This is a genomic window from Rouxiella badensis, from assembly GCF_002093665.1.
In the GTDB taxonomy this organism is placed as follows: Bacteria; Pseudomonadota; Gammaproteobacteria; order Enterobacterales; family Enterobacteriaceae; genus Rouxiella; species Rouxiella badensis.
The window spans coordinates 208,546-232,183 of the sequence record NZ_MRWE01000002.1 but is presented as its reverse complement, the minus strand read 5'-3'; the positions used below and the strand labels follow the sequence as shown (position 1 = coordinate 232,183).

Below are 23,638 nucleotides of genomic sequence, written 5' to 3'. Positions count from 1 at the left end.
CTGGTCTTATATTTTATTTTACCTGACGCTTCTGATACTCACCGGCTGCCTTAACAAAGCCTGCAAACAACGGATGACCATCACGCGGCGTTGACGTAAATTCCGGATGGAACTGGCAAGCAACAAACCACGGGTGGTTTGGCAACTCGATAATTTCCACCAGTTGCTTATCGCCAGAGCGACCTGCAACGCGTAAACCGGCTGCTTCAATTTGCTTCAACAGCATGTTGTTTACTTCGTAGCGGTGACGATGACGTTCAACTATGGTTGGCTCGTTGTACATCTCACGAACCAGGCTTCCTTCGGTCAGGTGACACAGCTGCCCACCCACACGCATAGTGCCGCCTAAATCACTCTCTTCGGTACGTACTTCGACGTTGCCGTTTTCATCGCGCCATTCGGTAATCAGGGCCACAACAGGGAACTTACAGTCTGGCACAAATTCAGTAGAGTTCGCGTTTTCCATACCGGCAACGTTACGAGCAAACTCCATCAGCGCAACCTGCATACCCAGACAAATGCCCAGATAAGGAATGTTATTCTCACGCGCATAGCGTGCGGTCATCACTTTACCTTCAACGCCACGGTAACCGAAACCACCAGGGATCAGGATAGCATCCAGGTCTTTCAGTACTTCGACGCCGCGGGTTTCAACGTCCTGTGAATCGATAAGCTTGATGTTTACTGTCAGGCGGTTTTTCAGGCCTGCGTGTTTCAGTGCTTCGATAACCGATTTATAGGCATCCGGCAGTTCGGTGTATTTACCGACCATACCGATGTTCACTTCGCCGCCTGGGTTGGCTTCTTCGTAAATAACCTGTTCCCATTCAGCCAGATCGGCCTCTTTGCAGCTTAAGTTGAAACGTTTACAAATATAATCGTCCAGGCCCTGTGATTTCAATAGCGCAGGGATTTTATAAATGGAATCAACGTCTTTTAAGGAGATAACCGCTTTCTCAGGCACGTTACAGAACAGTGCGATTTTTGCACGTTCGTTGGCGGGAACAGAACGGTCTGAACGGCAGATAAGCACGTCTGGCTGAATACCAATAGACAGCAGTTCTTTCACAGAGTGCTGAGTAGGTTTGGTTTTAACTTCACCGGCAGCCGCCATGTAAGGCACCAGAGTCAGGTGCATATACAGGGTGTGCTCACGGCCAACGTCAACCGCCATCTGGCGAATCGCTTCGAGGAACGGCAGGGACTCGATGTCACCTACGGTGCCGCCGATTTCGACCAGAACCACGTCATGACCTTCGCCGCCTTCAATGATGCGCTCTTTGATTGCGTTGGTGATGTGCGGGATAACCTGAATGGTCGCGCCGAGATAATCGCCACGGCGCTCTTTGCGCAGGACGTCGGAGTAAATACGACCGGTAGTAAAGTTGTTACGGCGAGTCATTTTAGTGCGAATGAAACGTTCGTAGTGACCCAGATCGAGATCTGTTTCAGCCCCATCTTCGGTCACGAAGACTTCACCATGCTGGGTTGGGCTCATGGTACCCGGATCGACGTTGATGTACGGATCGAGTTTCATGATGGTAACGTTCAAACCACGGGCTTCGAGAATAGCCGCCAGAGAGGCTGCGGCAATGCCTTTACCCAGAGAGGATACAACCCCGCCGGTCACAAAAATATAATTAGTTGTCATGCTGAACCTGAGAGGTTAGGTTTAAAGACGATGGAATAACCAGGACGGGAAAATAGTATACCCGAACCTTCCGTGCGCCACAAACAATGGTTTTACTCCGTTCACTCGCAGACCCGTCGGCAACCCCTCGCCATGACAGTTTAGGCCTGAAAACATCAAAACCCTTTAAAAACAGCAAACTACCTCATTGCGCCTGAAATAACGGCCGATGAACGACAAAAAAACGCGTTATAATTCAATTTATTAAACTTTTCGCACGCATGCCACTGCTTCATTGATGCACGCTATGTTAGCAGCGGCGTTAGACGGCGTTTTGATATTGATCACAGCAATGTGATTTTTACCTCAGGCCTGATTTTTCCTGCATTTTGACCTGCTGCCAGGCCTCTTCCATCTGTTCGAGGCTCGCTTCTTCCATTTTCAGGCCTGAGCCGCGAATTATTTCTTCAACCTGGCGAAAACGACGTTCAAATTTACGGTTTGCGGCCTGAAGAGCGCCTTCGGCCTTGTGTCCGAGGTGACGAGAAAGGTTCACGGTTGCGAACAGCATGTCGCCTATCTCCTCGCCCAATTTATCCTGATCGACCACGGCCTGTTTGGCCTCAAACATCACTTCGTCTATCTCTTCATAGACCTTATCAAGCACCGGGCCGAGCGTGGTCCAGTCGAAGCCGACGTTAGCACAGCGTTTTTGGATCTTGTGCGCCTTCATCAGAGCAGGAAGCGTGGCAGGAATATCATCGAGGGCTGAGAATAGCGCCTTGTCGGCACGTTCCTGCGATTTACCCTTCTCCCATTCAAGCAGCACCTGAGTCGTGTCTTTGTCGGGAGCAGACTGCTGCTGGTTGAAGATGTAAGGGTGGCGACGCTCTAGCTTGTCGGAGATAGCGGTGCAGATATCGTCAAAATTAAACAGCCCTTGTTCGCTGCCCATCTGCGCATAGAACACCACCTGAAACAGCAGGTCACCCAGCTCGTCGCGCAGGTCGGCGAAGTCTTTACGCTCAATGGCATCAAGCACTTCGTAGGTTTCTTCCAGCGTATAGGGTGCGATAGTCTCGAAGGTTTGCTCTTTGTCCCACGAACAACCGGCAACCGGATCGCGCAGGGTTTTCATAATACCGAGGAGGCGCTGCAGGGGAAGTGAAGTTGTCATGAGGCTTTCCGTAAATTTTAAAAGAGAATTATCCCTAGGTCATTGAAGCTTCAACATGCGGCAAGCGAGCCCCCCGACAAGCTGACATGAGTCATTGAGTCAGGAGGGCAGGCACCGCTAACGCTGCTACAGCGTTAAGCACGACGGGGATTAGGAACCATGGAGGCGCTTGGCTTCGATGACATCCGGCAGCTGATTGAGCTTGGCGATAACCCGGCTCAAGACCTGCGGATTGTAGATCTCGATGTCCATGTCGATAGTTGCCAGCTGATTCTTGGTATCGCTGCGGCTGGCAACGCCCAGCACGTTAACTTTTTCGTTGGCAAGAATGGTGGTGATGTCACGCAGTAGTCCACTCCTGTCGTTCGCTACCACACGCAACACCAGGGAATATCCGCTTGAATAGCTCTCGCCCCACACCGCATCGACAATACGCTCCGGTGCATGAGACTTCAGATCTTCGAGCTGGTCACAGTCCGCACGGTGAATTGAAATTCCGCGCCCCTGGGTGATGAAACCAATAATTTCGTCGCCCGGAATCGGCTGGCAGCAGCGGGCGATGTGGTGCATCAGATTACCCACGCCCTCCACCACAACGCGGCCGTTTTCTTTCGAGCCACTGCGTACCGGCGCACGAGTCGTTTTCTGCGTCAGCTGGCGCAGCGCCTCTTCATCAAGCTCTTCCGCACTCGGTTTCTTCAGCTGCGACTGAAGATAATTCGCCATCTGGTTGAGCCGAATGTCGCCATTACCGATGGCCGCCAGCAGCTCGTCGAGCGAGTTAAAGTTATAGCGCGGCAGTAGGAGCTTTTCAGCGTCCTTCAGGTTGATGTCCATGCGCTCGAGCTCGTCGTCGAGAATCTGCTTGCCGGCGATAATATTCTTGTCGCGGTCCTGCTTACGGAACCAGTTCTGGATCTTCGAGCGCCCACGGCTGGTGGTGATATACCCCAGACTTGGGTTCAGCCAGTCACGACTTGGGTTCGGGTGCTTCTGGGTGATAACTTCGACCTGATCGCCCATCTGCAACTGATAGGTAAACGGCACGATGCGGCCACCAATTTTCGCCCCGATACAGCGGTGACCGACGTCGCTGTGAATGTGGTAGGCGAAATCGAGCGGCGTGGAGCCCATTGGCAGGTCGACCACGTCACCTTTCGGCGTAAACACATAAACTCGGTCATCGAACACCTGGCTGCGCACTTCGTCGAGCATTTCGCCCGAGTCGGCCATCTCTTCCTGCCAGGCAATAAGCTTACGAAGCCATGCGATACGGCCTTCGTAACCGCCGCTGCGGCCGCCTGCAACCGCCGTACCCTCTTTGTATTTCCAGTGCGCGGCCACGCCTAATTCGGCGTCTTCGTGCATCTGGCGGGTACGAATCTGTACTTCGAGCGTTTTACCACGCGGGCCCAGCACCACCGTGTGGATCGACTGATAACCGTTCGGCTTCGGATTAGCGACGTAGTCGTCAAACTCGTCAGGCAGATGGCGGAAATGAGTGTGCACAATCCCCAGTGCGGCATAGCAGTCCTGAAGGCGTTCAACCACTACGCGCACGGCGCGTACGTCGAACAACTCGTCGAAGGAGAGGGATTTTTTCTGCATCTTGCGCCAGATGCTGTAGATGTGTTTTGGTCGGCCGTAGACATCAACCTTAATGCCCTCTTCCGCCATGGCGTTACGCACAGTGCTGACAAAGTCATCGATATACTGCGCGCGGTCAATACGACGCTCGTGCAGCAGTTTGGCGATACGTTTGTATTCATCAGGGTGCAGGTAGCGGAAGCAGAAGTCCTCAAGCTCCCATTTTAGTTGGCCGATACCGAGACGGTTAGCGAGCGGCGCATAGATGTTGGTACACTCTTTCGCCGCCAGCACTCGCTCTTCTTCCGGCGCATCTTTTACCTCACGCAGGTGAGCGATACGTTCGGCGAGCTTGAGCACCACGCAGCGGAAATCTTCGACCATGGCCAGCAGCATGCGGCGGACGTTATCGACCTGCTCCGAGGCCATCGAGTCATTATGCGTGGCCTTCAGCTGGCGAATAGCGTCCATGTCGCGTACGCCGTGCACCAGATAAGTGATGTCTTTACCGAACGCCTTGGCGAGGGTCGCCTCGTCAATAATGCCGTCATCAACCAGCGGGAACAGCAGCGCCGCGCGCATACTGTCGTTGTCCATGCTCAGCGTGGAAAGGATTTCTACCATTTCCAGGCCGCGCCATAGCAGCAGCGAGGCGTCGGGATGCCCTTGAGTTTGTTGTTCGCAGTAGCGCCAGGTTTCGGCTAAACGCTCACATGATTCCTGGCTGGAGATGCCTAAAGTCGTGATCCACTCGTCAAGCGCAAATTCGCCAGCCGTATTCAAATGTGCACTACGTACCGCAACCATAACCTCTCCCTACGTTTCTGGTATCACCGTCGCACCCGAGCCACTGCTCCTGCAACGGGGTATAAATTTTTATTCACCAGACTGGTTGATAAACAAAGCCATCGATTCGAGGTGCCCGGTGTGCGGGAACATGTCCAGCATACGCACCTCTTTCAGACGATAGCCCGCCTCCAGCAAAGTTTTGCTGTCACGCGCCAGAGTGGTCGGATTACAAGAAACATAGACCACTCGTTGCGGAGCAAGTTTAATAATATGCGCCATGACTCCGGGGGCACCGGCGCGTGCGGGGTCCAATAACACCTTATTGAAGCCCTGCGCGGCCCAAGGTTGCCGGCTCACGTCGTCCTCAAGGTTCTCGTGGTAAAAAGAGACATGGGATAAATGATTACGCTTAGCGTTATCTTGCCCATTCGCCACCAGCGTGGCAACACCTTCTACCCCGACAACCTGCTTTGCCCGCTTTGCCAGCGGCAAAGTGAAATTGCCCATCCCGCAAAACAGGTCCAATACGCGATCTTCTGGCTGTATATCCAGCCATGATAACGCCTGCGCGACCATTTTTTGGTTAACTGCGTCATTAACCTGAATAAAATCTCGCGGATTAAACTGCAAGGCTAAGCCGTCAATATGATAAAACGGCGATTCACCACACAATTTTTCAATGTTCTCGCTGTCAGGCGCGAGGAAAAACGTGATGCCGTGGCGCTCGGCAAACGCCAACAGGTTCTCCCTGTCGCTCTCAACCAGCGGGTCGAGATGACGCAGCACGACGACCGGGCCGTTGTCTGCCAATACCAGTTCAACGTGTCCGAGGCGGCTGACCGCCTTTAGCGCCGCTAAACATTGGTGCAACGGAACCAGCAGTTGCTCCAGTTCTGGGCGGAGCACCGGGCAACGCGTGATGTTTATCAGCGAGTTGGAGCCTTCTTGCCGGAATCCCATCATTAGCGGACCTGAGGCCACCGCTGCACCCTTTTGAGGCTTGCCCATTACCGGCATTTTCTTCGCACCCGGTTTGGCTAAAGCAATCTGCAAGCCAAGTTTGGCACGACGGCGATATCCGTAAGGTTCAGCGGCAATGACCGGAGCCGGCTCGGCATTAACGCCAGTCTCGCGCGCAATCAGGCGCAGAAGAGATTCCGACTTGCTGCGCTGTTGCAGCGCGACGCTGGCATGCTGCTGCTGGCAACCGCCGCAGACCGAAAAGTGAGGGCATTCTGGCGCGACGCGATCCTCGCTGGTGCTCAGCAAGCGCTTTACTCGCCCCTTGGCATACTGGCGTTTGTCTTCGGTCAGCGTCACTTCTGCCTGTTCTCCGGGCAGCAGGCCAGTGACAAATATCGTTTTACCCTTGTGACGCGCCACACCTTGCCCGAACGCGTCAAGGTCGGTTGCGGTCACAGTAATCATTTGCCGGGTCGTCACGCGGCGGTTCGGAGAGTAGAATTGGGCCATTGTTGTTCGCATGCTGATTCATGAAATTGATACCCGTCGTGCCTGAAGTTGTCGATTTACGGCAATTTCTATTACTTTAGGTATACGTCAGCCGCCAATTCTCCCACATCGGAACCTCATGACCAAATATAGCCTTCGGGCAAGGATGATGATTTTAATTCTGGCACCGACGTTAATGATCGGTTTGCTGCTCAGCACCTTCTTTATCGTGCATCGCTACAACGAATTGCAGAACCAGCTCATCGACTCGGGTGCCAGTATTATAGAACCCCTGGCGGTCGCCAGTGAGTACGGGATGACGTTTCGCGAGCGCGCTCCCATAACCCGACTTATCGACCGGCTGCACCGCACCCACTCCGATATCGTGCGGGCAATCAGCGTGTTTGACGGCAACAACGCCCTGTTTGCCACCTCGAATTCCTTGCGCGACACCGACCTTTTGCAGGTAGCAAGCGGCGACCCGCTGCCGCAGGAGCTTACCCAGGAACGCTCGGGCGACTCCCTGATACTGCGCACCCCGATCCTGGCGGAGAACCACACCGATGCCCCCGATGGCGACTTTCGCGGGTCCCCCGAGCGCAATCTCGGTTACATCGCCATTGAGCTTGACCTCAGCTCGGTACGACTTCAGCAGTATCAGGAGGCCTTTGTCTCAACCCTATTCCTGCTGCTGTGCCTCGGCATCGCCACCCTGTTTGCCTATCGTCTAATGCGTGACGTCACCGGGCCTATCCGTAATATGGTCAACACCGTCGACCGAATTCGTCGCGGCCAGCTCGACAGTCGCGTTGAGGGCAACATGCTCGGCGAGCTAAGCATGCTGAAAAATGGCATCAATTCGATGGCGATGTCCCTGACCGCCTATCATGAGGAGGTGCAGCAAAACATCGATCAGGCGACGTCAGACCTGCGCGAAACGCTGGAGCAGATGGAGATCCAGAACGTGGAGCTCGATCTGGCGAAGAAGCGCGCTCAGGAAGCCGCGCGAATAAAGTCAGAGTTTCTGGCTAATATGTCGCACGAGCTGCGCACTCCGCTTAACGGGGTCATTGGCTTTACCCGCCAGACCCTAAAAACACAGCTTTCGCCCACCCAGACGGACTATTTGCAGACTATTGAACGTTCGGCCAACAACCTTTTGACCATCATTAATGACGTACTCGATTTCTCAAAGCTGGAGGCCGGAAAGCTGGTACTGGAACACATTCCGTTCTCGCTGCGAGAAATGCTCGACGAAGTGGTGATTCTGCTGGCGCACAGCGCTCACGACAAAGGCCTGGAACTCACCATTAATGTGCACAATAATGTGCCGGAAAACGTGCTGGGTGACCCGATGCGACTGCAGCAGGTTGTCACAAATCTGCTGGGAAATGCCATCAAATTCACCGAAAATGGCAACATTGATATCAATGTGGAATTGCGCTCGCAAAACAATCTGCAAGTCGAATTGGAGATGCAGATTCACGACACCGGCATCGGCATTTCAGAACGACAGCAGTCGCAGCTGTTCCAGGCCTTCCGACAGGCTGACGCCAGCATTACCCGCCGCCACGGTGGCACAGGACTGGGGCTGGTTATCACCCAGCGACTGGTAAAGGAGATGGGCGGCGATATCAGCTTCTACAGCCAGTTTAACCGTGGCTCAACCTTCTGGTTCCACATCACGCTTGAGCTTAATGAAAGCCATCACCACGCGCCGCCGTCGATGAGCTGCCTGAGGGGCAAAAGACTGGCCTACATCGAGGCGAATCCGACAGCAGCCAAGGCAGTGAAGGAGATGCTGTCGAGCACGCCGGTCGAGGTCATTCACCGCACCAGTCAGGCGCTGTTGCCTGACGAGCACTATGATTTCATTCTTTATGGCATGCCAATTCGCCTCAACCACCACCTGCAAGATTACGAAGAGCGGTTGCAACAGCTGTTAAGCCACTGCGATCGCCTGATACTGGCACTGCCAAGCCAGTTCCAGATTTCGGCCGAACAGCTCAAAAGTAAAGGCGTATATGCCTGCGTGAGTAAGCCGGTGTCGAGCGTGCGACTGATGCCGTATCTGCTCGAAGACAGCAGCCAGGACGGCGAAGGCGCAGGTCATCGCGGCCAACGCCTGCCGATGACGGTGATGGCCGTCGACGACAACCCTGCCAATCTCAAGCTTATCGGGGCGCTGCTCGAGGAACTGGTCGAAACCACCTTGCTGTGCAACAGCGGTGAAGAGGCCATTGAGCTGGCGAAGAACGTCAGCATGGACGTGATTCTGATGGACATTCAGATGCCCAAGATCGACGGCATCCGCACTAGCGAATTGATTCACCAGCTTCCGCACCACAGCAAAACGCCTATTGTTGCCGTGACTGCGCACTCACTGAGTGGCGAAAGAGAGCAGTTTATCAAAGCAGGAATGGAAGATTACCTGTCGAAGCCCATCGATGAAGCGATGCTGAAAGTCGTGTTGGCGCGCCATCACTCTTCGCAGACACCGATTGCGCAGCACAGCTTTACCCCACTCGACAAGCCGATGCCGGTGGAGTCTCTCAAGACTCTGGATTGGCCGCTGGCGCTGCGTCAGTCGGCCAATAAAGAGGCCTTGGCTAACGACCTGCTGCAAATGTTGCTCGATTTTCTGCCGCAGGTCAGCAACCGCGTGACCGCCATTACCCAGGGCGAAAAAGATGCCGATATTCTGGCGCTGATCCACAAGCTGCACGGCAGCTGTAGCTACAGCGGCGTGCCGCGTTTAAAACAGCTGTGTTTCTACATCGAACAACAGCTAAGAAAAAACGCTTCTACCGCCGAACTCGAACCCGAATGGTTAGAACTGCTGGATGAAATTGACAACGTAACCCGTGAAGCTAAAGCGCATCTGCGCGGCAATAATACGCGATAGATTTCGCTGTGCGAGAAGGCGACAACGAGGCGAATCCCCGGGAGCTGACACAAGTCAGTGACCGGGGTGAGCGGAGGAAGCTAACGCATCTGCGCGGCAATAATACGCGATAGATTTCGTGCGGCAGGAAGGCAGCAACGAGGCGAATCCCCGGGAGCTGACACAAGTCAGTGACCGGGGTGAGCGGAGGAAGCTAACGCATCTGCCGTGCGAAAGATATCGTGTATTTAGAACCAGGTGGAAACAGAGCCCGTCACATCAAACTGTTCGTTGATGAGCAAAAGCTGACGCCATTTGTCGAAAGTCAGACAGGGGTGTGAAATATCAAACGACAGCATGTCACCCACCTTGATGTCAGCGTCTTCAGGTATCGACATAAAAGCGTGCTGGTCCATCATGGCGAAAATTTTCCAGTCTTTTGGCGCAGGTACAACGGCGGCATAGGCCTCACTGATGCGGCTCTGAGGACGATAATGGCCGCTAGCGACCGGGAATCCGGCATCCGACGAAGAGTCGCGCTTGCCCAGTCCGATAATCGCCCTGCCCGGCTCTGGCAGTGACTGCACGTAGGCCCACACCTGCAATGCCGGGAGCAAACTAAAGTTCATTTCGCGAGCCACAGGGTTATTCTGCTTGATGCGATCGGAGGCACGATGATAGGCACCGACATCATGTGTCAGGTAGCATCCCGGGCGCAGCACCACGTCCAGCGTATGGCGTCTGGCGCTGTCGAGATGCTTGTTCACACGGCTAAACTCTTCTGCCACCACGTCATACCAGGCCGATCCTGCGCCAGAAAGAATAACGTCCGGCTCTTTGAAGCATCCCGTTTCGGCCAGCGCCTCGGCTCTGGAAACCACATGGCGCAGGAACTCGCGGATTGGCGCTTCTTCGTTTAATACACCTTCATAAATCTCGATCCCCACCAGCGAAAGCGACTGAGGCCAGCGCGCCACGGCCTCAAGCACCGCGTCTTCCTGCTGCCGATCGCGGATACCCGTTCGGCCCCCCACCACGCCATATTCCAGCAGAATGCGCAGCGTCTGGCCGCTTTCGGCAAAATACTCGCCCAGGGCGTCCACGTTGTCCGCCGAATCGACAATACAGGCGAACTCAAAATGGGCGTCACGGCGCATCAGCTCGGCGACGATCGCCATATTGCCTTTCCCCACCAGCTGGTTTGCCATCAGCACACGACGCACGCCGTGGGCAAACGCCGCCTCGGTCTGCGGCGCGGTTGCCAGCGTGATCCCCCATGCACCAGCGTCAGTTTGCAGCTGGAACAGCTCGGGACTCATGGTGGTTTTACCGTGAGGTGCCAGCTTGACCTGATAGCGGTCGATGAACTCTTGCATCCATGCCAGATTATGCTGGATTTTTTCTTCCGACAGCACGGCAACCGGCAGGCTAACCTGCTCCTGCAGGATGTTCCAGCCCTGCCTGGCGATGTCGCCCATCTGGGCATCGGCGGGCAGAAGACCCAGCCCTTTGGTGTGTGTGTTAGCCGGTAGGCGGGCAAAAAAAGTCTCTGACATGGTGCGCTCTCGTTAAATAACAGGCCTAAAAATTAACGTAAAAAACCTGCGGATGAAACCGCTTTAAGCAGGCGCTGCCTGGATGCAATAAAAAACCGATATCTCCCTTTGAAGACACCGGTTTGGGGTTAAAAATGTCTGCCTGGACAGGGAATTAAAATTTTTGTGCCAGACGAATGGTGGCAGCAATATTGCGCGCGGACTTGCGCAGGTTATCGGCAGCGTTGTCCAGCGCCTCTTCGAGGGTGCAAATGCTATAGAGCACGCTGAAGACCGCATCCAGCCCATGTTCATAAACCACGTCGACATCTTGGGTAAGGCTGCCGCCGATGGCGATCACGGGCTTGTTATAACGTTTGGCAACGCGCGCGACGCCAATTGGCACCTTGCCGTTGATGCTTTGACTGTCGATGCGCCCTTCGCCGGTGATAACCAGCGTAGCGTCTCTGACCAGCGCGTCCAACCCCAGTGCTTCGGTCACGATTTCAATGCCTTGACGTAGCTCAGCGTGACAGAATCCGTACAGCGCCGCCCCCATTCCCCCGGCGGCACCGGCACCGGGAACATGTTCGACGTCGATGCCTAAATCTTTCTTGATGATTTGGGCATAGTGTTTCAAATAACCATCGAGCTGAGCGATCATCTCCGGTGTAGCCCCTTTCTGCGGGCCGAAAATTGCCGTCGCCCCCTCGTCACCGGTTAACGGATTTGTGACGTCGCAGGCCACCTCAAAGCGGCATTTTTTAATCCGCTTATCGAGCCCGCCGATGTCAATATTAGCCAGATGCTTCAGCTCACCGCCGCCATAGCCTATCTCTTTGCCGTCTGCGGTCAGCAGCCTGGCCCCCAGTGCCTGCACCATGCCTGCGCCACCGTCATTGGTCGCACTGCCACCAATGCCAATAATGCAGTGTTCAACGCCGTGGTCGAGCGCATTTTTAATCAGCTCGCCGGTGCCGTAAGAGGTGGTTTTCAAGGGGTTACGCTTGTCCTGCGGCACACTCTCGAGGCCGCTCGCCGCCGCCATCTCGATAAAGGCTATCTTGTCATCGCCGGAAAGCCCGAAGAAGGCTTTGAGCGGTTCGCCGAGCGGGCCGGTTACGTTGGCCTCGATAACCCGTCCGCCGGTCGCGGCAACCATAGCCTCAACCGTGCCTTCGCCGCCGTCGGCAACCGGCAGTTTGACATATTCGGCCTGCGGGAAAATTTCACGAAAGCCACTTTCGATGGCTGTAGCCACGTCGAGTGCCGACAAGCTTTCTTTAAATGAATCCGGTGCGATTACTATTTTCATAAGCTATCCATTTTCAGAAACGAGCCACTTTTCAGAAACCATCCGCACGGCTGTATTCCGAGCCGCGCCCGTTGGTTGATTATCGGGTGACTTCCACCTTCGCCAAATTTTCATAATAGCGTGCTATTGCGCTGTGATCAGATTGTCCTTGACCGTCCGCCCTTAGCGCCTGCATGATTTCCATCACTGATGCAGTCAACGGCAGTTGTGCCCCAATCTCGTGAGAGGTATCCAACGCATTCGCCAGATCCTTGATATGCAAATCAATACGAAAACCCGGCTTGAAATTGCGGTCCATAACCATCGGCGCTTTTGCGTCTAAAACTGTGCTTCCGGCGAGCCCGCCGCGGATGGCCTGATAAACCAGTGAAGGATCCACGCCCGCTTTGGTCGCTAGCACCAACGCCTCAGACATGGCGGCAATGTTGAGTGCCACGATGACCTGATTCGCCAGCTTGGTCACGTTACCCGCCCCAATCTCTCCGGTGTGCACCACCGAACCGGCCATCGATTTCATGACCTCGTAGCATGTGTCGAACACCGCCTTGTCACCGCCGACCATGACCGACAGCGTTCCCTCGATGGCCTTCGGTTCACCACCGCTGACCGGCGCGTCCAGCATGTGGATTTTTTTCTCAGCCAACGCCAGACTGATTTCCCGGCTGGCAAGTGGCGCAATGGAGCTCATGTCGATGACAATAGCGCCCTCACGCGCACCTTCGATAATGCCGTTTTCCCCCAGCACCACCTCTTTCACCTGCGGAGAATTGGGCAACATGGTTATGATGATGTCGCTTTTTTCGGCCACCGCCTTCGGGGTTGCCGCCTTTTCGGCACCGGCGGCCAGCAGCTCGTCGGTCGTCTCTTTATGCCGGTCAAGGAAAACGACCGAATAACCCGCCTTGAGCAGGTTTTTGCTCATCGGCTTGCCCATAATCCCCAGACCAATGAATCCGATTTTCATGCTTTTCCCCTCAAATTATTTAGTGAAACGGTCGCATAGCGCCTGCGTCGCAGTGCGGAAAACGCCCAAGTCGCTGCCAACGGCAACGAAGGTTGCTCCCCACTCGATATAACGACGGGCATCGGCCTCAACCGGGGCAAGAATACCGCTGGGTTTGCCGTGCGCTTTGGCTCGTTCAAGAATGTATTTGATGGCAGACTGCACGTCAGGATGACCGGCATTGCCTAAATGCCCCAGCCCCGCCGCCAGGTCGCTCGGGCCGACAAAAATACAGTCAACACCTTCGACGGCGGTAATGGCGTCTATATTGTCGACGCCCCGTTGGCTCTCAATCTGCACGATGACGCTGATGTGGTCGTTCGCCTGCGCCAGATAGTCCGGCACGGTCCCAAACATGTTGCCGCGATGGGAGACGGATACGCCGCGAATCCCCGCCGGTGGATAGCGCGTTGAGGCCACCGCCAGCTCGGCCTGAGCCTGGGTTTCGACGAACGGGATAAGCAGGTTGGCGAAGCCGATATCCAGCAGACGCTTGATAATCACCGGCTCATTGGTCGGCGGCCTGACAACCGGCGCACTGCGGCTGTCCTTCAGTGCCATGAGCTGCACCACGAAGCTGGAAATATCGTTCGGCGCATGTTCGCCGTCGAGCAGCAACCAGTCGAATCCGGCCAGTCCCAGCACCTCGGTCGAGATGGGATTGGACAAGGCAGACCAGCAACCTATCAAGGTTTTTCCCGCCAACAGGTCCTGACGGAAACGGTTTGGAATCATTTGATTACTCATACGGAACCTCAATTATGGGGGTCGACAAATGCGGACACGGCCTGCGTCGCTGATGCAGCCATTCAAAAGTTAATTCAGTATAAAAAGCGCAGGCCAAAATAACACTGTGCAAGCGCCCAAGGATCCCCGCGAGTTACCGGCAATTTTTTAGCATAACCACATGGGCATGGGACAGGAATCACACTCTTTCAGCGGGATAGCAACGCCCTCTAAAAACGGTGATTAACGTCACGTTCGCTCACACATTTGCCAGATAAAAGCGCTTTTAAGCTGCGCAAAGCTGTTCAGTTGCACAATGAGCAATGCAGTGGCTTTGCGTATAATTTCTGGTCATGGGTGGATAGTCGCCGCATTGCTTACCGGAGCCGTTTATGTCGCGTAAAAAAGAGCAGGCCACCGAGGCCTTGTATATCAAAGTCCATCAGGACGACAACGTTGCCATCATTGTTAACGACAACGGCCTGCCGGCCGGTACCGCGTTCGCTTCCGGTCTTGTGCTGGTGGAACATATTCCGCAGGGCCACAAAGTGGCGCTAAACAAAATTCTGCAGGGCGAAGATATTGTTCGCTACGGCGAGGTGATTGGCTACGCCCTGCGCGACATCCCCGAAGGTGGCTGGATTGACGAATCAGTGGTCGCGCTGCCGCAGGCCCCCACGCTCGAGAGTCTGCCGCTTGCCACCCGAGTCCCTGCACCGCTGCCGCCGCTCGAGGGATACACCTTTGAAGGCTACAGAAACGCCGACGGCAGCGTAGGCACTAAAAATCTGCTCGGCATCACTACCAGCGTGCACTGTGTGGCTGGCGTGGTGGATTACGTGGTCAAGATTATCGAACGCTGTCTGCTGCCCAAATACCCCAACGTCGACGGTGTCGTCGGCCTCAATCACCTTTACGGCTGCGGCGTGGCTATCAATGCGCCCGCTGCCGTGGTGCCCATCCGTACTATTCACAATTTGGCCCTGAATCCGAATTTCGGCGGCGAAGTCATGGTGGTTGGTCTGGGCTGTGAGAAGCTGCAGCCGGAAAAACTGCTGCTGGGAACGTCCGACGTGCAGGCCATTTCTCTCGATGACGCGAAGGTGGTCCGCCTACAGGACGAACAGCACGTGGGATTTCAGTCGATGGTCGACGATATTCTTACCGTGGCCGACTTTCACCTACAGCGCCTCAACAAACGTCAGCGGGAAAGCTGTCCGGCGTCCGATTTAGTGGTGGGCACCCAATGCGGCGGCAGCGACGCCTTCTCGGGCGTGACCGCCAATCCTGCCGTCGGTTTCGCCTCAGACCTGCTGGTACGCTGTGGCGCAACGGTGATGTTCTCTGAAGTCACCGAGGTGCGCGATGCGATTCACCTGCTCACGCCGCGCGTGGTCGACGAACAGGTCGGCAGACGGTTGCTTGAGGAGATGGCGTGGTACGACAATTATCTTGCTACCGGTATGACCGACCGCAGCGCCAACCCGTCTCCGGGCAACAAGAAAGGGGGCCTTGCCAACGTGGTCGAAAAAGCCCTCGGCTCGATTGCCAAGTCGGGGACCAGCGCTATTGTCGAGGTGCTATCACCGGGACAGCGACCCACCCGACGTGGGCTAATCTATGCCGCCACCCCAGCCAGTGATTTTGTGTGCGGAACGCAGCAGGTTGCCTCGGGTATTACCGTGCAGGTTTTCACTACCGGACGCGGCACGCCTTACGGACTGACGGCGGTGCCGGTAATAAAAATGGCGACTCGCACCACGCTCGCCAACCGCTGGTTTGATCTGATTGACATCAACGCCGGCACTATCGCCACCGGTGATGCATCCATTGAGGACGTCGGCTGGGAGCTGTTTCACTTTATTCTGGATATCGCCAGCGGGCGTAAGAAAACCTGGTCAGATCAATGGGGGCTCCATAATGCCCTCGCGGTGTTTAACCCAGCGCCTGTCACGTAGTGACGACGATTTTTATAAATCGAGTCATCTTTTTAAGCGCTTTAAACGCTTCAAGTTAAAAAACATGCGCTTCGCTCACTGGGCGGCCTAGACCGCCCAGAAGCCGCGTGCTTTAGACCTTGACCTTCCAGGATGCGCGCGCAGAGTCTAGCGCGGCGCCCTTAACGCACCAGGCAGGGCTTTTTAGGATCAAACGTCCAGTTTGGCACCAAGAATTGCATGCCCACCGCGTCATCCCGCGCGCCCAAGCCCATGTTTTTATAAAGCTCGTGCGCCTTCATCAGTCGATCGGCATCAATCTCAACGCCCAGCCCCGCGCGTTCCGGCACTTTCACCCTGCCGCCCTTAATCTGCAACGGCTCTTTGGTCAGGCTCTGATTGCCTTCCTGCCAGATCCAATGCGTATCAATAGCGGTTATTTTGCCCGGTGCCGCGGCGGCCACGTGCGTAAACATCGCCAGCGAAATATCAAAGTGATTATTGGAGTGCGATCCCCACGTCAGCCCCCACTCGTGGCACATCTGCGCTACGCGAACCGATCCCTGCAGGGTCCAGAAATGAGGATCCGCCAGCGGGATATCGACCGATTTGAGCTGAATGGTATGCCCCATCTGCCGCCAGTCGGTGGCTATCATATTGGTCGCGGTAGGCAGTCCGGTTGCCTGACGGAATTCGGCCATGATCTCACGGCCCGAAAAGCCCTGTTCTGCACCACAAGGATCCTCGGCGTAAGCCAGCACATTACGCAGCTGTTTGCCCAGGCCGATCGCCTCATCAAGAGACCAGGCCCCGTTGGGATCCAGCGTAATGCGCGCCTGCGGAAAGCGCTGTGCCAGCGCAGTCACCGCCTCGGCCTCTTCGCTGCCTCTAAGGACGCCTCCCTTGAGTTTGAAATCGTTAAAACCGTATTGCTCATAGGCCGCCTCGGCCAGACGTACCACGCTTTCAGGCGTTAACGCCTCCTCGTGACGCAGACGATACCAGTCGTTGCGCTGATCTTTTTCGCGCTGATACGGCAACGACGTTTTATCCGGATTGCCGACGTAGAACAGATAGCCCAGTATTTCGACGGAATCGCGCTGCTGTCCGTCTCCCAGCAGCGAGGCGACGGTAACGCCAAGGTGCTGGCCGAGCAGGTCAAGCATCGCGGCTTCAATCGCCGTCACCACGTGAATCGTAGTACGCAGGTCGAAGGTTTGCAGGCCACGTCCGGAAGCATCACGGTCAGCAAACTCACGGCGCACCGCGTTCATCACATTCTTGTATTCCCCCAGCGTTTTGCCGACCACCAGCGGTTCTGCATCCGCCAGCGTCTGGCGAATCTTCTCCCCACCGGGCACTTCGCCAACGCCAGTGTGACCGTCGTTATCTTTTAGAATCAAAATATTACGCGTGAAGAACGGCGAATGGGCGCCGCTTAGGTTGAGCAACATACTGTCGTGTCCGGCAACGGGTACGACCTGCATCGAAACGATTTTAGGTGAAGACATAACGGCTCCTATTTAACGACCAAACGCCGGGCGTTTACGGTCGAATTTCCAGTCGGGAACGAGGTACTGCATTGAGGCCGCATCGTTACGTGCACCGCTCGGCAGTTTTTTATGTAAATCATGGGCCTGATGGATTCTATCCATGTCTATTTCGACGCCGAGTCCCGGTTTTTCGGGCACTTTGATTTTGCCGTTAACGATTTGTAACGGCTCTTTGGTCAGTCGCTGGTTACCTTCCTGCCAAATCCAGTGGGTGTCGATTGCCGTCGGTTTACCGGGTGCAGCGGCCCCGACGTGGGTGAACATTGCCAGCGAGATATCGAAATGATTATTAGAATGGCAGCCCCAGGTCAGGCCCCAGTCGTTGCAAAGTTGTGCCACGCGAACCGCACCCTGCATGGTCCAGAAATGGGGATCGGCTAATGGAATATCGACGGATTGCAGCATCACCGCGTGCTGCATCTCGCGCCAGTTGGTGGCTATCATATTGGTCGCCACCGGCAGTCCGGTTGCACGACGAAACTCTGCCATCACCTCACGCCCGGAGAAACCTTGCTCCGCACCGCACGGATCCTCGGCGTAAGTCAGAATCCCCCGCATGTTTTTACACAGACTAATGGCCTCATCGAGCAGCCAGGCGCCGTTCGGATCGACGGTAATCCGCGCATCCGGGAAACGTTTATGCAGTTCGGTAACCGCCTCTATCTCCTGTTCACCCCGCAGTACGCCGCCCTTGAGTTTGAAGTCTTTGAAACCGTAGCGCGCCTGCGCCGCCTCGCCGAGACGGACAATCGCCGCACTGTCCATCGCCTTTTGATGACGCAGGTGATACCAGGCGTCCTTCGGTCCTTCACCGCCCTGATAAGGCAGGTCGGTTTTCTCGCGATCGCCGACGTAAAACAGATAGCCCAGTACGGTCACTTCATCGCGCTGTTTGCCAGGCCCGAGCAGTTCAACCACCGGCACGCCGAGGAACTGGCCCATCAGATCAAGCAATGCCGCCTCGAGTGCCGCCACGGCATTCACGCGAAGCTCAAAGGTCCAGGCCCCTTTGCCGAAGGAGTCAAAATCCGAGGACTGATTGCCGACGTGGATCGCATGAACCAGGCTGTTCATGCGCGCCAGCTCCTTGCCCTTAACCTGTGCCACCGCATCCATCAGGGTGTTATAAATGACTTCGCCACCGGGGGCTTCCCCCACTCCGGTGTTGCCCGCACTGTCTTTCAGGATAACGATATTACGGGTGAAAAAGGCACCGTGCGCACCTCCAATATTCAACAGCATGCTGTCATGACCGGCGACCGGAATGACCTGCATGTCGGTAATAATGGGTGAACTTTGTGTACTCATCATGATTTCCTTCCGCGTTAAGTCGGCACGTTAAAAATGAAATCCGTCAATCTCAGTAAGCCTTGAGTTCGATACGTTCGATTTTTTGCACGATGAACAGGAAGCTGACCACCGCCACCAGCGCGTGGAGCGCCACATAAACCAATGCGCCATTGAACGAGCCGGTCGCCGCGATGATGTAACCGATGGCAATCGGCGTCACGATGCCGGAGATGTTGCCGCACATGTTGAATAAACCGCCGCTGAGGCCGCTGATTTCTTTCGGTGCGGTATCGGCTAGCACCGCCCAGCCCAAAGCCCCAATGCCTTTCCCGAAGAATGCCGCGGCCATGACGGCAACCACCACCCATTCTGTTGAGACATAGTTGCAAACGATCATCGACATAGAGAGCAGCATACCGAGCACGATGGGGAACTTGCGGGCAAAGGTGAGTGATTGGGTGCGGCGCATCAGGTAATCCGAAATAATGCCGCCGAGAATACCGCCGAGGAATCCCATAATCGCCGGAATCGAGGCCACCATCCCGGCCTTGAGGATCGACATCCCTTTTTCCTGCACCAGATAAATAGGAAACCAGGTAATGAAAAAGTAGGTCAGCGCATTAATGCAGTACTGCCCGAGGTAAATGCCGATCATCATGCGTGAGGAAAGCAGCTGCTTGATCTGTTGGGTTTTACTGCCTTTACCGATGACCTTTCCGCCCTTGTTTTCCTTATGATCCATATTGATCAGTCCCCCACCGGCCTCGATATAATCCAGCTCGGCCTGATTAGCCCTGGGATGATCTTTAGGATCGTAAATGACCTTCAGCCAGATAAAGCTCAGCACGATCCCCAGGCCGCCCATGAAGAAAAACACGTGCGACCAGCCGACTTCAGAGGTGAGCCACCCCATGATCGGGGCGAAAATAACCGTCGCGAAGTATTGGGCGGAGTTGAAAATAGACACGGCGGTGCCGCGCTCCTGTGCCGGGAACCAGGCAGCAACAATGCGGCTATTGCCCGGGAAAGACGGAGACTCGGCCAGACCGACCAGAAAACGCAGTGCAAACAGTGCGACGACGATGCCAAAACCGTGGAAGATATCGACAAACCCTTGCAACAGGGTAAATAACGACCAGATAAAGATGCTGTAGAAATAAACCTTTTTAGATCCAAACTTATCCAGCAGCCAGCCGCCGGGAATCTGTCCAATTACATAGGCCCAGGAAAATGCAGAAAAGATATAACCCATTCCTACCGAATCGAGCCCAATATCTTTCGCCATCGCCGAACCGGCAATAGAAAGCGTTGCTCGATCGCCATAATTGAATGATGTCACAATAAACAACATCACCACTATCCAGTAGCGAGCGTTAGTTCTGTTTTTGGTCATACTCTCCGCCGAGCTGAAAGTCACCATGGTGTTCTCCAAAGAGAGGGAGGATGCAAAGCTTATTCTGATGAAGAAAAAATGCAGGGTGTCAGAATAAAACTCATACTGAACAAGGCGTCATGTAATTAATGAAAACGTCATTCTTATTAGAAAGTTCATTATCGAACAATGACTGAGATAATCAGTATAGGGGCAAGGTTTACGCGCCTCACTAGGCAAATCGCCAAGCTTAAAGCGGTCAGGTGAATTAAATTGCTGCAACTGCACAATCGGCTGCGAGTTATGTCACGAAAAAATAGTGGGTCGAAAAGTCGGTGGGTTATAGGAAAATAAGGCTAAACGGCGAAGAAATTCAATTGTGATTAATATCACATTATTAAATTCCCGCAGCCAAGGCTCAGACTGCCATTATTTATTAATACTCCTCGTCGCTGCGAGGATCCTTATAATAAATACCTTGTTGATGAGACGCTGTTTATGAGTTTTCGATCAGTGCTCTTCGTCGAGTTGCAGGGCGACATACAGCAGAAGACGATCGTCGAAGTTGCCCAGATCCAGCCCCGTCAGTTCCGAGATGCGATTAAGCCGATACTCCAGGGTGTTACGGTGAATGTATAACGCCTTCGAGGTGGCCGTAGGCTGCACGTTGTGGGTGAACCACGCCGCCAGGGTACGGCGAAGCAGTCCGTTGGTATCGGTCGCTTTCAGGCGCGCCAACGGACGTACCAGCTCATCGGCCTGCCAGCCGCCGCGCAGACTGTCGAGCAGAACCGGAAGAATGAGATCCTGATAGAAGTAGCTGCGCTTATCGGGCATACGCTGCTTGCCGACGGCCATGGTGGTTTTCGCGGTGCGATAAGAGCGCGCGATGCTGCCCGGTCCGGTGAAAAAGTTGCCCAGTGAGATTCGGATCCGCAGCCGACCGTTCTCGGTCATTCGCGACATCAAATGCTCCACCCGCTGGCGATGCGACTCGGGGTCCCATCGGTCATAGCTGTTAAGAGCAGGCTTGAGTACCACCATTTCTGTCAGCGAGACGATGGCAATCAGGTTGTCGCGTTCGGGCGTGGTTAACAGCTGCTGGAGCTGCTGAAGTTCGGCCATCGCGCTGTCTACGCCGAGCTGGCCGCTGTCGACCTCAACGACCGCCACCACGCGCGGCTTGTGAATATCAATCCCCAGCCGTTGCGCCCACTCCATCAGCGCCGGAGAGAGCTCATCCATGCGAATGAGGTTGAGCACCAGCTCCTCACGCAGTCGGCTGTCTTGCGCCAACATGTGCAGCAAGCGCGCCTGCTCCAGCATCATCTCGGCGGTCATACACACCAGTTCGCCGTACTGCCTCAGCTGCGTAGGGTTGCCTGTCAGCCCGATGACGCCCACTATCTGCCCGTCGATGCGCATTGGCAGATTGATCCCCGGTCTGACGCCGTGCAGATGCCGGGCGACACCTTCATCAATATCCACCACACGTTCCTGTGAAATGCACAGCAGCGCCCCCTCATGCAATTCCCCCAGACGCTGCTCGTCGCCGCTGCCGATGATTTTCCCTCTGGCGTCCATAACGTTGACGTTGCTGTCGATAATCTGCATCGTGCGGGCGACTATCTGCTGCGCCAGCTTGGAATCAAAGTGATAGGCCGCCATCTTCCTGCTGCTCCTGTTCGTTTTAATTATTTTAATCAGAATACGCAGTCGAGCGGCGTCATACATTGTGCAAACGCACAAAGCGCCGGGGATCCGTTCAGAGTTGGGAGTGACATCACAGTTTGCGGGGATAAAGAAAAGGCAGACCGAAGTCTGCCTGCTTTTTCTTCACTGTCGACGCGAGGTCAAGCTGGCGCGCGATGCGCCAACGCTTATTGTGCCAGCAGATAAATCTGGCTGTCGCCGCGCTGAATATCCAGCGCCAGTACACCCGGTTTACTGTCCAGAATTTTGCGCAAATCGCCCAGATTATTGACCTGTTGCTGGTTAACGCCGTGGATAATATCGCCTTTTTTCAATCCGACACGTGCCGCGGTGGAACCCGGTTTCACGTTATCCACTTTAACGCCTTTCTGGCCGTTAACGTCGCTGTTGCTCAGTTCAGCACCTTCAATACCGGTGTAAACCGTGGCTGAAGCAACCTGTGCAGGCTGAGAGCTCTGTTGCAGAGTGACGTCAACGTTAAGCGGTTTGCCGTCGCGCAGCAGGCCGATGGTAATTTTGCTCCCAACCGCCATGGTGCCGACATCAGCACGGAACGAAGCAAAGCTTCTAATAGGCTTGCCGTTCATGCTGACAATCACGTCGCCCGCCTTGATGCCGGCTTTCTCGGCAGCAGACTTCGGCAGAACCTGACTGATAAAGGCCCCGCGATCGGCGTCAACTTTCATGGCTTTCGCCAGTTCAGGGTTCAGCTCGGTACCCATGATGCCCAGCTCGGCGCGTTTAACCTGACCGTACTGAATCATCTGTTTCGCCAGGTTTTGCACCATGTTGCTTGGAATAGCAAAACCGATACCGATGTTGCCACCGTCCGGTGCCAGAATAGCGGTGTTCATCCCGATCAGTTCACCGTTCAGGTTCACCAGCGCGCCACCGGAGTTACCGCGGTTAATTGCGGCGTCAGTCTGAATGAAGTTCTCGTAGTTCTCGATGTTCAGGCCACTGCGGCCCAGCGCGGAAACAATCCCCGAGGTCGCGGTTTCGCCCAGACCGTAAGGGTTACCGATGGCTACGGTGTAGTCACCCACGCGCAGCTGCTCGGAGTCGGCAAATTTAATCGCCGTCAGATTTTTAGCGTCGATCAGCTGGATAACCGCGATGTCAGACTGCGGATCCTTACCGATCACCTTCGCGTTGTAGCGACGGCCATCGTTAAGCACAACGGTGATTTTGTTGGCGTTATCCACTACGTGGTTATTGGTCACCACATAGCCTTTAGCCGCGTCAATGATTACGCCAGAACCCAGCGCCTGGAAGGCCTGTTTTTCAGGGGCTTGCTGCTGGCCGTCGTCGCTGCCGTCATCGCCACCTGCACCGCCCTGCTGGCAGACAGGTGAACCCTGGAAGGGTGAACCATCCTGGCAAAGCGGTGAATTCTCACCAAAGAACTGCTGAAACTGTTGTCCCATGCGAGGAGTTTTTACCGGTGCACTACCGTCGATGTTGATGCTGACAACCGAAGGCATCACTTTTTCCAACATCGGTGCCAGGCTAGGAACCTGAGTGGTGCTGGAAGAAGCCGTCTCTGCAGCCAATGCCGATGAAACAGGCGCTACAGCCATACCAACACTTAACGCCAGAGCGCTCAAGAATAGAGTAGTTTTTTTCATCAGAAGAAATCTCTTTAATTTATATGGTGGCGACAAGTCTTTGCCAC

The 23,638-nt window shown here is 55.0% G+C and carries 15 protein-coding genes; 2 read left to right on the top strand and 13 right to left on the bottom strand.

The genetic code is table 11. The features are described from left to right. Nucleotides 1–13: 13 nt before the first annotated feature. From pyrG to rlmD, 4 genes are all read right to left on the bottom strand, one after another. Complete coding sequence (gene pyrG, locus BS640_RS02255; RefSeq protein WP_017490878.1) at nucleotides 14–1,651, bottom strand: glutamine hydrolyzing CTP synthase; 1,638 nt, start codon at nucleotides 1,649–1,651, stop codon at nucleotides 14–16. A gap of 340 nt (nucleotides 1,652–1,991) precedes the next feature. Further along, the gene (gene mazG, locus BS640_RS02250) at nucleotides 1,992–2,807 is read right to left on the bottom strand and encodes a nucleoside triphosphate pyrophosphohydrolase (RefSeq protein WP_084911756.1); all 816 of its coding nucleotides are present in this window, start codon (nucleotides 2,805–2,807) and stop codon (nucleotides 1,992–1,994) included. A 150-nt stretch (nucleotides 2,808–2,957) separates the two neighbouring features. Further along, the gene (relA, locus tag BS640_RS02245; protein WP_017490880.1) at nucleotides 2,958–5,201 is read right to left on the bottom strand and encodes a GTP diphosphokinase; all 2,244 of its coding nucleotides are present in this window, start codon (nucleotides 5,199–5,201) and stop codon (nucleotides 2,958–2,960) included. A 69-nt stretch (nucleotides 5,202–5,270) separates the two neighbouring features. Continuing rightward, nucleotides 5,271–6,656 (bottom strand): 23S rRNA (uracil(1939)-C(5))-methyltransferase RlmD, encoded by a 1,386-nt coding sequence (rlmD, locus tag BS640_RS02240; RefSeq protein ID WP_017490881.1) that lies wholly within the window; start codon nucleotides 6,654–6,656, stop codon nucleotides 5,271–5,273. A 118-nt stretch (nucleotides 6,657–6,774) separates the two neighbouring features. Here rlmD and barA point away from each other — a divergent pair, with 118 nt between their 5' ends. Next, nucleotides 6,775–9,540, top strand: a complete 2,766-nt coding sequence (gene barA / locus BS640_RS02235) for a two-component sensor histidine kinase BarA (protein WP_026110393.1) — start codon at nucleotides 6,775–6,777, stop codon at nucleotides 9,538–9,540. 227 nt (nucleotides 9,541–9,767) lie between these two features. On the opposite strand, the gene BS640_RS02230 is transcribed toward barA, so the two are convergent. The 4 genes from BS640_RS02230 to garL all read right to left on the bottom strand — a co-directional run bounded on the left by BS640_RS02230 (nucleotide 9,768) and on the right by garL (nucleotide 14,119). Then, on the bottom strand, nucleotides 9,768–11,075 hold the full coding sequence (locus tag BS640_RS02230) for an amino acid deaminase (protein ID WP_084911753.1): 1,308 nt from the start codon (nucleotides 11,073–11,075) through the stop codon (nucleotides 9,768–9,770). Between the two features lie 154 nt (nucleotides 11,076–11,229). Further along, nucleotides 11,230–12,369: a glycerate kinase gene (locus BS640_RS02225; protein ID WP_017490884.1), complete on the bottom strand. Its 1,140-nt coding sequence runs from the start codon at nucleotides 12,367–12,369 to the stop codon at nucleotides 11,230–11,232. Between the two features lie 79 nt (nucleotides 12,370–12,448). Continuing rightward, a complete protein-coding gene (garR, locus tag BS640_RS02220; RefSeq protein WP_017490885.1) occupies nucleotides 12,449–13,333 on the bottom strand; it encodes a 2-hydroxy-3-oxopropionate reductase in 885 nt (294 codons plus the stop codon). A gap of 15 nt (nucleotides 13,334–13,348) precedes the next feature. Then, nucleotides 13,349–14,119 carry a 2-dehydro-3-deoxyglucarate aldolase gene (gene garL / locus BS640_RS02215; RefSeq protein ID WP_017490886.1) on the bottom strand — a complete coding sequence of 257 codons (771 nt, stop codon included), beginning with the start codon at nucleotides 14,117–14,119 and terminating at the stop codon, nucleotides 13,349–13,351. A 371-nt stretch (nucleotides 14,120–14,490) separates the two neighbouring features. Here garL and garD point away from each other — a divergent pair, with 371 nt between their 5' ends. Beyond that, complete coding sequence (garD, locus tag BS640_RS02210; protein ID WP_017490887.1) at nucleotides 14,491–16,056, top strand: galactarate dehydratase; 1,566 nt, start codon at nucleotides 14,491–14,493, stop codon at nucleotides 16,054–16,056. Nucleotides 16,057–16,217: 161 nt separating this feature from the next. Here garD and gudD read toward each other — a convergent pair whose 3' ends face one another. From gudD to degP, 5 genes are all read right to left on the bottom strand, one after another. Next, a complete protein-coding gene (gene gudD / locus BS640_RS02205; RefSeq protein WP_084911751.1) occupies nucleotides 16,218–17,546 on the bottom strand; it encodes a glucarate dehydratase in 1,329 nt (442 codons plus the stop codon). A gap of 12 nt (nucleotides 17,547–17,558) precedes the next feature. Further along, entirely contained in the window at nucleotides 17,559–18,896 is a 1,338-nt protein-coding gene (locus BS640_RS02200; protein ID WP_084911750.1) for an enolase C-terminal domain-like protein, read from the bottom strand. 52 nt (nucleotides 18,897–18,948) lie between these two features. Then, the gene (locus tag BS640_RS02195; protein ID WP_026110396.1) at nucleotides 18,949–20,298 is read right to left on the bottom strand and encodes an MFS transporter; all 1,350 of its coding nucleotides are present in this window, start codon (nucleotides 20,296–20,298) and stop codon (nucleotides 18,949–18,951) included. A gap of 462 nt (nucleotides 20,299–20,760) precedes the next feature. After that, nucleotides 20,761–21,918, bottom strand: coding sequence for a CdaR family transcriptional regulator (locus BS640_RS02190; RefSeq protein ID WP_017490000.1), 1,158 nt, complete (start codon nucleotides 21,916–21,918; stop codon nucleotides 20,761–20,763). A 212-nt stretch (nucleotides 21,919–22,130) separates the two neighbouring features. Then, nucleotides 22,131–23,591 (bottom strand): serine endoprotease DegP, encoded by a 1,461-nt coding sequence (degP, locus tag BS640_RS02185; protein WP_017489999.1) that lies wholly within the window; start codon nucleotides 23,589–23,591, stop codon nucleotides 22,131–22,133. Between the last annotated feature and the right edge of the window lie 47 nt (nucleotides 23,592–23,638).